At 58.4% G+C, this 14,438-nt stretch carries 10 protein-coding genes; 8 read left to right on the top strand and 2 right to left on the bottom strand.

Annotated elements, in window-relative coordinates; translation table 11 throughout:
* The first annotated feature begins 104 nt into the window (after positions 1 to 104).
* The 3 genes from J2X72_RS23455 to J2X72_RS23445 are packed head-to-tail and all read left to right on the top strand — an operon-like array spanning position 105 to position 6,258.
* Positions 105 to 1,337, top strand: a complete 1,233-nt coding sequence (locus J2X72_RS23455; protein WP_310075898.1) for an aromatic ring-hydroxylating dioxygenase subunit alpha — start codon at positions 105 to 107, stop codon at positions 1,335 to 1,337.
* A 32-nt stretch (positions 1,338 to 1,369) separates the two neighbouring features.
* Positions 1,370 to 3,817: an FAD-dependent oxidoreductase gene (locus tag J2X72_RS23450; RefSeq protein ID WP_310075895.1), complete on the top strand. Its 2,448-nt coding sequence runs from the start codon at positions 1,370 to 1,372 to the stop codon at positions 3,815 to 3,817.
* A complete protein-coding gene (locus J2X72_RS23445) occupies positions 3,814 to 6,258 on the top strand; it encodes an FAD-dependent oxidoreductase (RefSeq protein WP_310075892.1) in 2,445 nt (814 codons plus the stop codon). Before J2X72_RS23450 ends, J2X72_RS23445 begins: the two co-directional genes overlap by 4 nt.
* 31 nt (positions 6,259 to 6,289) lie before the next feature.
* Here the strand turns inward: J2X72_RS23445 and rocD are convergent, their stop codons facing one another.
* Together rocD and rocF are read right to left on the bottom strand one after the other, a co-directional pair.
* Positions 6,290 to 7,498: an ornithine--oxo-acid transaminase gene (rocD, locus tag J2X72_RS23440; protein ID WP_310075989.1), complete on the bottom strand. Its 1,209-nt coding sequence runs from the start codon at positions 7,496 to 7,498 to the stop codon at positions 6,290 to 6,292.
* A gap of 21 nt (positions 7,499 to 7,519) precedes the next feature.
* A complete protein-coding gene (gene rocF, locus J2X72_RS23435) occupies positions 7,520 to 8,509 on the bottom strand; it encodes an arginase (RefSeq protein ID WP_210003635.1) in 990 nt (329 codons plus the stop codon).
* 168 nt (positions 8,510 to 8,677) lie between these two features.
* Here rocF and J2X72_RS23430 point away from each other — a divergent pair, with 168 nt between their 5' ends.
* The 5 genes from J2X72_RS23430 (at position 8,678) to mgtE (ending at position 14,385) form a co-directional block, all read left to right on the top strand.
* Complete coding sequence (locus J2X72_RS23430) at positions 8,678 to 9,100, top strand: Lrp/AsnC family transcriptional regulator (protein WP_210003636.1); 423 nt, start codon at positions 8,678 to 8,680, stop codon at positions 9,098 to 9,100.
* Positions 9,101 to 9,134: 34 nt separating this feature from the next.
* Entirely contained in the window at positions 9,135 to 10,538 is a 1,404-nt protein-coding gene (gene pabB / locus J2X72_RS23425) for an aminodeoxychorismate synthase component I (RefSeq protein ID WP_310075888.1), read from the top strand.
* Positions 10,535 to 11,125 (top strand): aminodeoxychorismate/anthranilate synthase component II, encoded by a 591-nt coding sequence (locus J2X72_RS23420; RefSeq protein ID WP_310075885.1) that lies wholly within the window; start codon positions 10,535 to 10,537, stop codon positions 11,123 to 11,125. The genes pabB and J2X72_RS23420 overlap by 4 nt, the downstream gene beginning before the upstream one ends.
* Positions 11,126 to 11,335: 210 nt before the next feature.
* Positions 11,336 to 12,781: an aldehyde dehydrogenase family protein gene (locus J2X72_RS23415; RefSeq protein ID WP_210003639.1), complete on the top strand. Its 1,446-nt coding sequence runs from the start codon at positions 11,336 to 11,338 to the stop codon at positions 12,779 to 12,781.
* Between the two features lie 194 nt (positions 12,782 to 12,975).
* Positions 12,976 to 14,385 (top strand): magnesium transporter, encoded by a 1,410-nt coding sequence (gene mgtE, locus J2X72_RS23410; protein WP_210003640.1) that lies wholly within the window; start codon positions 12,976 to 12,978, stop codon positions 14,383 to 14,385.
* Positions 14,386 to 14,438 lie beyond the last annotated feature (53 nt).

Raw genomic sequence — 14,438 nt, 5'->3', positions numbered from 1 at the left:
TTATGAGTAACGATCGCTTGAATGCGGCGCAATGCGGAATCATTCTAATCTGCGACGCGGTCAAAATAACAGGGCGTCCGGGAACAATCCTTTCGGAGAATGAGATGGGTGCAGAACAAGCCTTGGCGGAACTTGCGCCGTCTCTGGACAAAATCGACGGCCTGATCGCCGGGCACAAAGCCAGTCACGGGCTTGTTCGTGCGTTCTATATGGATCCGGACGTTTATGCGCGGGACATGGAGCGGGTATTCCGGCGCCATTGGCACTGCATCGGCCACGCCAGCATCATCCCCAATGCCGGAGATTTCGAGCTTTTCAAGATCGACAGCGAGGCGGTGATTGTTTCGCGCACCGAAGACGGGTCGATCCATGCTTTTTTGAACGTTTGCCGCCATCGTGGTGCCGAGGTCTGTATCAAGCAGAAGGGCAATGCGCGCTTTTTCGTCTGTCCCTATCATGCCTGGACATACACCAATGATGGCAGTCTGCGAGCAGCGCGGCTGATGCCGAAGGACTTCGATCGCAGTGCCCATGGCTTGAAGAAGCTGCATGTGCGGGTGGCCGAGGGACTGATCTTCATCTGCTTTGCCGACGAACCATTGGATTTCTCCATTGTCGAACAGTCGCTACGGACGACTTGCGGCCAGTATGGCTGGGCGGATGCCAAGGTCGCGCACCGGGAAACATACCCGGTTGATGCCAACTGGAAGCTCGCCGTCGAAAATTACGTCGAATGCTATCACTGCGGCCCGGCTCACCCTGAATACTCGCAAACGCATGCACTGGAGCAGCCAGCCGAGAAGATCGTTGAGCTGAACGCGCGCATGGAACAGCGCACATGTGCGCTTGGCATCGATATTGCGACCGGCGATCATTGGCAGAGTTCGGCGCATGGCCAGGAAACAATTCATACTTTCCGCTACGCGCTCTACGACGGCGTTTCCAGCGGCAGCGAAGACGGTTCGCCCGTCGGGCCGCTGATGGGGCGCTTCTCGGAGTTCGATGGCGGCGTGACGTCGATCCATCTTGGCGGCACGAGCTTCCTCGTGTGCTATCCGGACCATGGCATGATCTACCGGTTCATTCCGAAGAGCGTCGACACATGTGAGATGGAACTGATCTGGCTGGTGCGCGGCGACGCCGAAGAGGGCAAGGACTACGACCTCGAAAAGCTGACCTGGCTGTGGAAGGTCACGACGGCCGAAGACAAGACGATCATCGAACACACTGCCCGGGGCGTTCGTTCGCACTACTTCGTGCCGGGACCGATTGCGCCGATGGAGTATAATGAATTGAGGTACATCCAGTGGTACCTCGATGAAATTGCACGGCCATAATCAAATAGCATTGAGACCACGAGGGACTGCATATGTCTGATTTTCCAACGTCGGCGCGCGTCGTCATCATCGGTGGCGGGGCGGTTGGCGTTTCGTCGCTTTATCACCTCGCCAAAGCGGGCTGGACCGATTGCGTGCTCCTTGAAAAGAACGAGCTGACATCGGGATCGACATGGCATGCAGCCGGAAATGTGCCGACGTTTTCCGCCTCTTGGTCAGTGATGAACATGCAGCGCTATTCGGCAGAGCTCTACCGCAGGCTGGCTGCCGAAGTCGATTATCCCATGAACTACCATGTCACCGGATCCCTGCGGCTGGCGCACACCAAGGAGCGAATGCGCGAATTCCAGCGCGTGAAAAGCATGGGTCGCTATCAGGGCATGGATATCGATGTCCTGGGGGTCGACGAGATCAACGGTCGCTATCCGTTTATTGCGACGCATGAGCTGGAAGGCGCGCTCTACGATCCCAATGATGGCGACATCGATCCGGCACAATTGACACAGGCTCTGGCCAAGGGTGCGCGTGATCTGGGCGCCAAGATCATCCGCTTTTGCCCTGTAACGGGTGCCAGACGCGACAATGACGAGTGGGTCATCTCGACGCCGCAGGGCGACATACGCTGCGAATACGTGGTCAATGCCGCAGGTTATCGCGCACAGGAAATCGGCAGGATGTTCGGCCGGGACGTACCGATGATGGTGATGAGCCATCAATATTTGCTGTTCGACGAAATCCCGGAGATCGCAGCCTGGTCGCGCGAACACGGCAAAAAGCTGCCCCTGCTGCGCGACGTGGACTCGTCCTATTATCTCCGGCAGGAGAAAAATGGCATGAATCTCGGCCCCTATGAGCGCAATTGCCGGGCGCATTGGGCAACGTCCGACGATCCGATGCCTGAGGATTTCTCGTTCCAGCTTTTCCCCGACGATCTGGAGCGGCTCGAATGGTATCTGAACGATGCCATCGCACGCGTTCCGATTCTTGGCACTGCCGGGTTGTCGAAGATCATCAACGGTCCGATCCCTTACGCGCCGGATGGCAATCCGCTGATCGGCCCGATGCCAGGCGTTCCTAACGCGTTCGAAGCCTGTGTCTTCACATTCGGGATCGCGCAGGCCGGCGGGGCGGGCAAGGTCCTCGCCGAATGGGTGACGGAGGGCGCAACGGAGTGGGATATGTGGTCGTGCGATCCGCGCCGGTTCACGGCCTTCACCGACCCTGACTATTGTGTCGCCAAGGGTGTTGAAGTCTACGGGCACGAATACGCCATTCATTTCCCGCGCCACACTTGGCCGGCAGGGCGCAACAAGAAGCTGTCGCCAATCCATGACCGCATCGCCAGGCTCGGTGCGCAGTTTGGTGCCTATAATGGTTGGGAGCGGGCCAACTGGTACGCGCAACCGGGCGACGACACGTCCGAAGAATCCACGCAGACATTCCTGCGCGACGGACCCTGGCAACAGCGTATTCGCGAAGAATGCCATGCGGTGCGCGATGCAGTCGGCATTCTGGACTTGCCGGGTTTCTCACGCTTCAAGGTGAGCGGTGAGGGCGCGCGTGCATGGCTCTCGACGTTGATAACAGGCATCGTTCCCAAGCCCGGACGTATCGGACTTGGCTATTTCTCGGATGACAAGGGCCGCGTCGTCACTGAAATGTCGATCATGGCAATCGACGAGGACGTGTTCTTTCTGATCACTGCCGGTGTTGCCGAATGGCATGATCGTGACTGGCTGCTCAACCATTTGCCGAAAGGCAGTGCAATCAGCATCGGCAATGTCACCGAAGACTTCTCCTGCCAGATCGTGACCGGGCCGAAGGCGCGCGATCTTTTCCGCGATATCTGTGATGCCGATCTCGAAAAACCCTGGCTGTCGCATCAGACGGCACAGATTGCAGGCCGCTATTGCCAACTGGTGCGGGTATCGTTTGCCGGTGAGCTTGGCTGGGAAGTGCATACCAAGGTGGCCGACACAGCCGCGATTTTCGACACGGTGTGGGAGGCGGGGCAGAAATACGGGATCAAACCGTTCGGCATGTTCGCCCTCGATTCGCTGCGTCTGGAAAAGGGTTACCGCGCTTGGAAGGGCGACCTGTCCACGGACTACACACCGCTGCAAAGCGGGCTCGAACGCTTCGTCAAATGGGAAAAGCCGGATTTCCTTGGCAAGGCAGCGCTCGAAAGCGAAAAGCAGCAGGGCGTGAAGAAGCGCTTCGTGACGCTGACTGTCGATGCAGGCGATTGCGACGCGCCTTACATGTCGACGCTTTGGTACGATGGCAATATCGTCGGCGAGACGACGTCGGGTGGTTGGGGCCACCGCATCGACAAGTCGATTGCGCTCGGCATGCTGAAGACGGAACTCACCGAACCCGGCACCGAAGTCGAGGTGGAAATCTTTGGCGAGCGCTTCAAGGCGACGGTCCATCCCGATCAACCGCTTTGGGATCCCAAGAACGAAAGAATTCGCGCATGAGCTCTCTACCGGCCAAGGCCCGGGCCGTCATCATTGGTGGCGGCATCTCCGGCTGTTCCGTCGCCTATCATCTGGCCAAGCTGGGCTGGACAGATATTGTCTTGCTAGAGCGCAAACAGCTGACATCTGGCACGACATGGCACGCGGCAGGATTGATCGGCCAGTTGCGCGCCTCGCAGAACATGACTCGGCTCGCCAAATATTCCGCCGACCTTTACGTCAAGCTCGAGGCGGAAACCGAGGTCGCCACAGGCATGCGTCAGGTGGGCTCGATCACCGTCGCCCTGACGGAAGAACGCAAGCACGAGATCTACCGTCAAGCATCGCTGGCAAGGGCGTTCGATGTCGATGTGCGCGAGATTTCTCCGCGCGAGGTCAAGGAGATGTACCCGCATCTTAATATCGAAGATGTGGTTGGTGCGGTGCATTTGCCCCTCGACGGGCAGTGCGACCCGGCCAATATCGCCATGGCGCTTGCCAAGGGTGCGCGGCAGCGCGGCGCTAAGATCGTCGAGAACGTCAAGGTGACCGAAGTTCTCAAGAAGAATGGCCGTGTGACTGGAGTCACCTGGGCGCAGGGCGACGAGAAAGGCACGATCGAGACCGATGTCGTGATAAACTGCGCCGGGATGTGGGCGCGCGATCTGGCGGGTACGTCGGGCGTAACCGTGCCGCTGCATGCTTGCGAGCACTTCTATCTCGTCACCGAAGCCATCGAGGGGCTCGGGCGTCTGCCGGTGCTGCGCGTTCCGGACGAATGCGCCTACTACAAGGAAGATGCCGGCAAGATGATGCTCGGCGCTTTCGAACCGGTGGCGAAGCCCTGGGGTATGAACGGTATTTCGGAGGATTTCTGTTTCGACCAGTTGCAGGAAGACTTCGAGCACTTCGAGCCCATCCTGGAAATGGGCGTCAATCGTATGCCGATGCTCGGGACTGCGGGGATTCACACGTTCTTCAACGGCCCTGAAAGTTTTACCCCAGACGACCGCTACTATCTCGGCGAAGCGCCGGAACTTGGCGGCTACTGGGTTGCCGCGGGCTATAACTCCATCGGTATCGTCTCTTCCGGCGGGGCCGGCATGGCGCTTGCGCAGTGGATCAACGACGGCGAAGCGCCCTTCGATCTCTGGGAGGTCGATATTCGCCGGGCGCAGCCGTTCCAGAAGAACCGGCGCTATCTGAAAGAACGGGTCTCGGAGACGCTTGGCCTGCTCTACGCCGATCATTTTCCCTACCGGCAGATGGCAACGTCGCGCAATGTCCGCCGCTCGCCAATCCACGAGCATCTCAAGGCGCGGGGCGCGGTGTTCGGCGAGGTAGCGGGATGGGAACGTGCCAATTGGTTCGCCAAAGATGGTCAGGAACGCGAATACCGCTATTCTTGGAAGCGGCAGAACTGGTTTGAAAACCAGCGCGACGAACACCTCGCGGTTCGCAACAATGTCGGTCTGTTCGACATGACCTCATTCGGGAAAATCCGCATCGAAGGCCGTGATGCACTGGCTTTCCTGCAGCGGCTTTGCGCCAATCAGCTCGATGTCGAGCCGGGCCGCATCGTCTATACGCAGATGCTCAACAATCGCGGCGGAATCGAGAGCGACCTGACTATCACTCGGCTGTCGGAGACCGCGTTTTTTGCCGTGGTGCCCGGGGCGACGCTGCAGCGCGATCTTGCCTGGATGCGCAAGCATCTCAAGGACGAGTTCGTGGTTATCACAGATGTGACTGCTGCGGAGTCGGTGCTTTGCCTGATGGGGCCGAAATCCCGCGACCTAATCCAGAAGATCAGCCCGAATGATTTTTCAAACGAGGCAAATCCGTTTGGCACGGCGCGGGAGATCGAAATCGGCATGGGAGTGGCACGGGCGCATCGGGTGACCTATGTCGGCGAACTCGGCTGGGAACTTTATGTCTCGACGGACCAGACAGCACATGTTTTCGAGACAATCGAAGAAGCCGGCAAGGACCTCGGCCTGCAACTCTGCGGCCTGCACACGCTGGACTCCTGCCGTATCGAAAAAGCCTTCCGGCATTTCGGCCATGACATCACCGACGAAGATCATGTGCTGGAGGCAGGGCTCGGCTTTGCGGTGAAGGCAGACAAGGGCGATTTCATCGGCCGCGACGCTGTATTGAGGAAGAAGGACGCCGGGCTCGATCGCCGTCTCGTGCAATTCCGCCTGAGCAATGCCGAACCGCTGCTGTTTCACAACGAGGCGATTGTCCGCGATGGCCAGATCGTCGGGACGATCACATCCGGCAATTACGGGCATCATCTCGGGGGGGCGATCGGACTGGGTTATGTGCCCAGCAAGGATGAGAGTGCCGAACAGGTGCTGGCTTCGGACTATGAGATCGAGATAGCCGGCGTGCGCGTGAAGGCCGAGGCCTCACTGCGGCCGATGTACGATCCAAAGGCCGAGCGGGTGAGGATGTAGGACTGGCCGTGTCATCGGCCAGTTCTCAAACCTAATTCATGCTCGTGAGCACCGCATTGAACTGCTCCAGCGCCCAATCGACCTGATCGCGCTTGATAACGAGTGGCGGAGCAATGCGGATCGTATCGCTATGAGTATCTTTGGCGAGAATGCCGCGCGCCTTCAGCTCGTAGCAGAAACGGTTGGCGCCGCCGGCTTCCGGATGGAGTTCGACCGCCAGCATCAGCCCGCGTCCGCGTACTTCGCGCACGATATTGCTGCGAATGCCTTTGAGCTCCTGCAGGAAATAGTCGCCTTCGATGCGTGAATTCTCGATCATGTCTTCTTCGGTGAGCACCCGCAGAGCAGCCCGGGCAATGGCGCAGGCAAGCGGGTTTCCGCCAAAGGTGCTGCCATGCTGTCCGGGCTTGAGCACACCGAGAACATCGCTGTTGGAAAGCACCGCCGAGACAGGGTAAAAACCGCCGGAAAGTGCCTTGCCGATCAGCGTTACGTCCGCTTCGATGCCCTCGTGCGCTTCGGCAAGCAAGGCGCCGGTGCGGCCAAGGCCAGTCTGGATTTCATCCAGGATCAACGTGACATTATTGTCGGTGCAGAGTTCGCGCACTTTGGTGAAATAGCCTTTCGGCGGAATGATCACTCCGGCTTCGCCCTGGATCGGCTCTACAAGAAAACCGACGGTGTTAGGGGTCAGTGCCGCCGCAAACGCGTCGATATCGCCGAAGGGCACGACCTTGAAGCCCGGCGCGAACGGGCCGAAATTATCGCGGGCCGACGGATCGGTGCTAAAGCCGACGATACCCATGGTGCGGCCGTGGAAATTATCCGAACAGACGATGATTTCTGCGGCGTTTTCCGCAACGCCCTTGACCTCGTAACCCCATTTTCGCACGGCCTTGATGGCGGTTTCGACAGCTTCTGCACCACTGTTCATTGGCAGGATCTTGTGCGAGCCGGTGAGGGCAGCGAGTTCCTCGTAGAACAGGGCCAGCTGGTCATTGCGGAAGGCGCGGGAGGTGAGCGTGAGCTTGCCTGCCTGTTCCGTCATGGCTTTCAGGATTTTGGGATGGCAATGGCCCTGGTTGACGGCCGAATAGGCCGAGAGGCAGTCAAGATAGCGATTGCCGTCGATATCCCATACATGCACGCCTTCGCCGCGCTCCAGCACCACATCGAGCGGCTTGTAGTTATGCGCCCCGAGGCGGGATTCCGTCGAAATCAGGTCAGCGGCAGTGTGCAGCAAGATATCCTCCTATTTATGTTATACGTTCAGAGCGGCAGCGCTCTGTTCAGATAATGTCGGTTTGTCGAAGATCTGCCGGCCGAACAGGCTCGCAACGAGATCAACGAGGAGCAGGGCACTCTTGCCGCGCTCATCCAGGAATGGGTTGAGCTCAACCACGTCGAGCGAACCGACGACGCCAGAATCGTGCAGCATCTCCATGACGAGATGCGCTTCGCGGTAGGTCGCGCCGCCGGGAACCGTGGTTCCGACGCCCGGTGCGAAAGAGGGATCGACGAAATCCACATCAAAACTGACATGCAGGATGCCGTTCGCCTTCTGGACGCGCTCGATGATGCGGCGCAGCAGTTTGACTACGCCGAATTCATCGATCTGTCGCATGTCGATGACATCGATGCCGCGTTCACGCAGAAGCACGCGTTCCGTCTTGTCGATGGAGCGAATGCCGAAGAGATGCAGGTTTTCCGGTTTGACGAAACCATGCGGTTCATCGCCGAAGACGCCTTCAAGGCCGGGTTCGCGGCACAGAAGCGCCGCCGACATGCCATGCATGTTGCCCGATGGCGAGGTGGCGGGCGTATTGAAATCGGAATGTGCGTCAAGCCAGAGCACGAACAATTCGCGGTTATGCTCTTCGCAATAGCGCGCTATGCCTCCAATCGATCCCATGGACAGGCTGTGATCGCCGCCAAGAATGACCGGGAACGTGCCGTTTGCCATCGCGTCATAGGTCTCGACGGCCAGCATGCGAGACCAGGCAGCGATTTTCTCGATATAATGCGCAAGACCCTGGACAGGCGGAACAACAGGCAATGTCTTCGGCAGGCGCAAATCACCGCGATCTTCCACCGGGTGGCCAAGATCTTCGAGCATGTGTATCAGACCGGCAGTGCGCAGTGCAGCAGGGCCCATCAATGCGCCAAGCCTGCCGGCGCCTTCTTCGATCGGCGCGCCGATTACGGTCAGCTTCTGCTTGTGCGTGTCCTCGAAATTGTTCTGCATATCCATGAGAAGCTGTCACTCTCGCGTTTGAAGGGGTCCCGGAATCCAACCAAGATTAGCACGTTTCGGCGGTGATATTGGCAGTTCGACGCGGTGACAAAAAGACAACATCCTGATAGAAATGCACATATTAATGCGCATTTTGCTCAAACAAGTTGATCAGATTGGACGACGATGGATGATGTAGATCGCAAATTGCTGTCTTTGCTGCGGGATGATTGCCGCATGCCGGTTTCTTCCATGGCAACCATTCTGGGTATTTCGCGCGCAACGGTGCGCACGCGCATCGACAAGCTGACCACAAACGGTACGATCCAGAGCTTCACCGTCAACTTGAAGGCGGGTGCGGGCATTTATGGCGTCCGGGCCGTTGCCATGATCGAGGTGGCGGGGCAGGCTGCGGAAAAGGTGGTGCGGCGATTGCAGGGCTTTCCGGAAATCCGTGCGCTGCATACCACGAACGGTCGCTGGGATATTGTTGCCGAAATCGAAGTCGAGACCCTCGAGGCTTTCGACCGGACGTTGCGCGACATTCGCCATATTGACGGAATCACCTCGACGGAGACAAGTATTCTTCTGTCCACCCGTAAGAGCTAGGATACCGTGGGCGGAGTGGTCGAGGAGAAGTGGTTTGCATATCCGTGAGATTCCATGGCTGGAACCTGTCGAAGCCGCCGAGCGATTGTTGCCGCTCGGGGGACTGAGCTTTCTGGACAGTGCCATGCGTCACGACACGCTTGGGCGCTACTCCTATGTGGCGGCTGATCCATTCGGCAAACTCGTCGTGGAAAAGGGCGTGGCGAGCTGGAACGGCGCAGCCCTTGACCGGCATCCACTCGAGGTGATTTCGCAGTATCTCGACCTCTACCGGCTCGATGATCAGCCCGGTCTTCCGCCATTTCAGGGCGGCGCAATCGGCTATTTTTCCTATGAATTCGGGCGATTGCTGGAGCGCTTGCCGCAGCCGGATGCGCCGGCGCAAGGACTGATGCCGGATGCCGCTTGGTATTTTTACGATGTGGTGCTGGCGTTCGATCATCAGGCCGGAAAAACCTGGCTTTTCTCATCGGGATTGCCCGAAGCGGAGGAGGGTGCCCGGCAAAGGAAAAGTGTCGAGCGTTCGGAATCGTTCCTGCGGCTTTTGCGAGAGGAGCCGAGAAAAACAGCTTCAAATGTCGGGCAGCAGCGGATTGCGCGGGCGTCCTGGCGCTCGAACTTCGAGCGTGACGCCTATATGCGGTCCGTTGCCAGGGTCGTGGAATATATTCTCGATGGCGACATCTTCCAGGCCAACATCGCGCAGCGCTTTATCGCCGATCTGCCGGAAGGTTTTGCACAGTGGCAGTTCTACAAGGCATTGCGCCGCCGTAATGCAGCGACGTTTGCTGCCTATCTGGATCACGGCGATATCGTGATTGCGTCGAGCTCACCGGAGCGGTTTGTAGCGGTGCAAGGCGATCAGGTCGAGACGCGTCCAATCAAAGGGACGATGCCGCGGTCGTCAGATCCCGACGAAGACAAGAATCTCGCCGACATACTTCTCAAATCGGAGAAGGATCGCGCGGAAAACCTGATGATCGTCGACTTGATGCGCAACGATCTTTCCCGCGTTTGCCGACCCCATTCCGTACTGACACCCGTCCTTTGCGCGCTTGAGACCTATGCGAGCGTACATCACCTGGTTTCCGCCGTCACAGGGCGGCTGGCGGAAGGCAAATCCTTGATGGACCTGATCAGGGCGGCCTTCCCGGGCGGGTCAATCACAGGCGCGCCAAAGCTGCGGGCGATGGAGATAATCACCGAGATCGAACGCGAGGCGCGGGGAGTCTATTGCGGCTCAATTGGCTTCATCGGCTTCAATGGCAATTTCGACGGCAATATCGGCATTCGTACGGTGCTGTTTCAGGGCGGACGGGCCGTGTTTCAGGCGGGCGGCGGCATTACGGCGCTATCCGATCCTGCTGCGGAATATCAGGAAACGCTGGACAAGGCGGCGCGCATCTTTGCCGTCTTCGATCAGGGTGATGCACCATGATCCTGATCATCGACAATTACGACTCCTTCGTCTTCACCGTGGCGCGCTACTTTGCTGAGCTTGGCGTTGAAACGCAGGTGGTGCGCAATGACGCAATTACGGCGGCGGAAGTCCAGCAGCTCGCACCCGAAGCCATCGTCGTTTCACCGGGACCATGCGGGCCGCGCGAAGCCGGGCAATCGATGGAGATTATCGAGACATTGAGCGGTCAGGTGCCAATTCTCGGCATCTGTCTCGGCCATCAATGCATCGGCGAAGTCTTTGGCGGCAAGGTCGTGCGGGCGCAGGAACCGATGCATGGGCGTGCCTCGGCGATCAATCATGGCGGGACGGACATCTTCAAGGGGCTGCCAAGCCCATTCCGCGCCGGCCGCTATCACTCGCTGATCGTAGAGTCCGTCAAGGATGGCAGCGACCTGTCGGTGACCGCGCAATCCGATGCCGGCGAGATCATGGGGCTCACCCACGTCAGCCACCCGACCTATGGCGTGCAGTTCCATCCTGAATCGGTATTGACGGAATATGGCCACGCCATGCTGGGTAATTTTCTGCGGCTTTCGCGTCAGTTCAAGAGATTTGCGCCATGACGGCCTGCAAATGGCGTTTTTCCGTGCTCCGGTACTCCCATCATTTTCGGCCCGTCCAATAAACTCCGCTTGCCGTATTTTTTGCCTCTTTGTTCGATATTCCTGTTGGTCGTAACGTCAATCATCCGCTACACACTCAACTGAACCACGCCGTCACTTAACCGGCGCAGTGTCAAAATAATCCATAGAGCCACAGGCAGGAGACAGACCATGCTTCGCAAGACCGATTTCTATATCGATGGAAAGTGGATAGCGCCGGTAGTGGCGAAAGAGCTTGAGGTTATCAATCCGGCCGACGAACAGGCATTTGCCGTGATTTCGCTGGGTTCTGCAGCCGATGTCGACAAGGCGGTGTCCGCAGCCCGCAAGGCTTTCACCACATGGAGCGTGACCAGCCGCGAAGAACGCCTGGCTTGGCTTGAGCGACTGCTCGCCGTCTACAAGTCCCGCATCGCCGACATGGCCAAGGCGATCTCGTCCGAAATGGGCGCGCCGATCACGATGGCGCTCGATGAGCAGGCAGCGTCGGGGACCGGCCATATCAAGGCATTCATCCGGTCGCTCAAGGAGTTCGAGTTCGAGCGGCCGCTGAACGGTCACGACACGGTCCGGCTTGCCTATGAGCCGATCGGGGTTTGCGGCCTGATCACGCCGTGGAACTGGCCGATGAACCAGGTGGTTCTGAAAGTCGTTCCAGCGATTGCCGCAGGTTGCACGGTCATTCTCAAACCCTCCGAGATTGCCCCGATCTCGTCGGTGATCTTCGCTGAAATGGTCGATGCATCGGGTCTGCCCGCCGGTGTATTCAACCTCGTCAACGGAGATGGGCCGACGGTTGGTGCAGCGATGTCAGCGCATCCCGGCATCGATATGATGTCGTTCACCGGATCAACCCGCGCCGGCGTTGCCGTGACCAAGGCTGCGGCCGATACGGTCAAGCGTGTATCGCTGGAGCTTGGCGGCAAGTCGCCGAACATCGTGTTTGCAGATTCGGATGTAGAAGCTGCAGTCAAGCGCGGCGTCGAGCACGTGTTCAACAATACCGGCCAGTCCTGCAATGCGCCGACGCGCATGCTGGTGGAGCGCTCTGTCTATGGCAAGGCGACCGAAATCGCTGCCGAAACCGCCAAGGCCACCAAGGTCGGCGATCCATCGCAGGACGGCGATCACATGGGTCCGCTTGTATCCGAGATGCAGTTCAACAAGGTACAGGGCTTGATCGAGCAGGGCATCAAGGAAGGCGCGCGGCTGATTGCCGGCGGTACCGGACGCCCCGAAGGCTTCAATCGCGGCTACTACGTACGTCCGACGGTTTTCGCCGACGTCAACAATGACATGGTGATCGCTCGCGAAGAGATCTTCGGACCGGTGTTGGCGATGATCCCCTTCGACACCGAGGAAGAAGCGGTAGAGATCGCCAATGACACGCCATACGGTCTTGCCGCCTACATCCAGTCGGGCGATCGTGAGCGTATCAAGCGTGTATCCAAGCAGTTGCGTGCTGGCATGGTGCGCATCAATGGTGCTGACCATGCGGCAGACGCTCCGTTTGGCGGTTACAAGCAGTCGGGTATCGGGCGTGAAGGCGGTCACTTCGGGATCGAGGACTTTCTTGAAGTGAAGGCGATCAGCGGCTGGGAAGACAACGCTGCCTGAATGCCGGTTTGAAATTTTACTGCGACGGGTCAACTGACACGATTTTCTGCGCTTCCGGTGCTCACGTACTTAATGTACGCTGCGCTCCGGTTCCCGAAAACCACGCCTTCTCACTCGCCGCAGCGACTTTCACGACGGACACTCAGTTTTAACTGACGAGACGCCATATTTGTCAGGAAGGCAGGTGCGGATAGATGGAAACAGAAACTCTCCCGGAATCCGCACCTGAAGACGACGATGTCAACATCTATGGTGAGGACGGTGCTGTCCGCACGTCCTATTTGGCGCGCGTCGGCGCCGCTATCGCGGACCGCGATGTTCTATTTCTAAGGTCGCACGTCGGTAAGCTGCACCAGTCCGAGCTTGGCCATGTTCTCGAGGCTCTGCAGCCGGATCAGCGCAGGGCCCTCGTCGAACTTCTGGGCGACGAATTCGATTTTGCCGCACTGACCGAAGTCGATGAGGCGGTTCGCCTTGAAATCGTCGATGCGATGCCGAACCGGCAGATCGCGGAAGGCGTTCAAGAACTCGATTCCGACGATGCGGTCTACATTCTCGAAGATCTCGAGCAGGAAGACCGCGATGAGATCCTGGCGCAGCTGCCTTTCACCGAACGGGTTCGATTGCGCCGCTCCCTCGGCTACCCGGAGGAAACCGCCGGACGCCGCATGCAGACCGAGTTTGTCGCGGTGCCGCCGTTCTGGACTGTCGGCCAGACCATCGATTACATGCGCGACAATGACGACTTGCCAGAGTCGTTCTCGCAGATATTCGTCATAGACCCGATGTTTCGGCTGTTGGGCGCTGTCGACCTTGATCGCATCCTGCGCACCCGGCGGGACGTAAAAATCGACGAGATCACACACGAGACGCGGCATGCCATCCCGGCGACCATGGACCAGGAAGAAGCCGCGCAAATCTTCGAGCAATACGATCTGTTGTCGGCGGCGGTGGTGGACGAAAACGACCGGCTTGTCGGTGTTTTGACCATCGAGAATATCGTGGACGTCATTCAGGAAGAGGCCGAGGAAGATATCTTGCGTCTCGGCGGCGTCGGCGACGAAGAACTGTCCGACTCGGTACTGTCCACGTCGCGTTCACGTACGCCATGGCTGGTGATCAACCTGTTCACTGCTTTTCTCTCGGCATCAGTCATCGGATTGTTCGATGCCACCATCCAGCAGATGGTGGCTCTGGCGGTGCTCATGCCCATCGTGGCATCCATGGGCGGCAATGCAGGCACGCAGACCATGACCGTGACTGTCCGGGCGCTCGCAACGCGGGACATGGATATTTACAATGCCGGCCGCATCATCCGCCGCGAGGCTTCGGTGGGTCTCATCAATGGTGTTCTTTTTGCGATCATGATCGGTGTTATCGCCGGCCTCTGGTTCGCGAATGTCAATATTGGCGGTATCATTGCTGCGGCGATGATCATCAACATGCTTGCAGCCGCACTTGGTGGTATTCTGATTCCGTTATTGCTGCATCGTTTCGGTGCCGACCCGGCAATAGCCTCGGCGGTGTTTGTTACCACGGTAACCGATGTCGTTGGTTTTTCGTCGTTTCTTGGCTTGGCCACCTGGTGGTTCGGCTTCAAATAACATCCGTTTGGTAAAAAATATGGACTAAAGTTTACAACCGAATACAATCGTGC

This window comes from Phyllobacterium sp. 1468, from assembly GCF_031455525.1.
GTDB lineage: Bacteria > Pseudomonadota > Alphaproteobacteria > Rhizobiales > Rhizobiaceae > Phyllobacterium.
This window is presented reverse-complemented; position numbering and strand designations above follow the sequence as displayed.

Bases quoted from the DNA above. Each gene is read 5' to 3' on its own strand.
- J2X72_RS23455 (WP_310075898.1), top strand. From the start codon at position 105: ATGGGTGCAGAACAAGCCTTGGCGGAACTTGCGCCGTCTCTGGACAAA.
- J2X72_RS23450 (WP_310075895.1), top strand. From the start codon at position 1,370: ATGTCTGATTTTCCAACGTCGGCGCGCGTCGTCATCATCGGTGGCGGG.
- J2X72_RS23445 (WP_310075892.1), top strand. From the start codon at position 3,814: ATGAGCTCTCTACCGGCCAAGGCCCGGGCCGTCATCATTGGTGGCGGC.
- rocF (WP_210003635.1), bottom strand. From the start codon at position 8,509: ATGGATATGCAGAACAATTTCGAGGACACGCACAAGCAGAAGCTGACC.
- J2X72_RS23430 (WP_210003636.1), top strand. From the start codon at position 8,678: ATGGATGATGTAGATCGCAAATTGCTGTCTTTGCTGCGGGATGATTGC.
- J2X72_RS23420 (WP_310075885.1), top strand. From the start codon at position 10,535: ATGATCCTGATCATCGACAATTACGACTCCTTCGTCTTCACCGTGGCG.
- J2X72_RS23415 (WP_210003639.1), top strand. From the start codon at position 11,336: ATGCTTCGCAAGACCGATTTCTATATCGATGGAAAGTGGATAGCGCCG.
- mgtE (WP_210003640.1), top strand. From the start codon at position 12,976: ATGGAAACAGAAACTCTCCCGGAATCCGCACCTGAAGACGACGATGTC.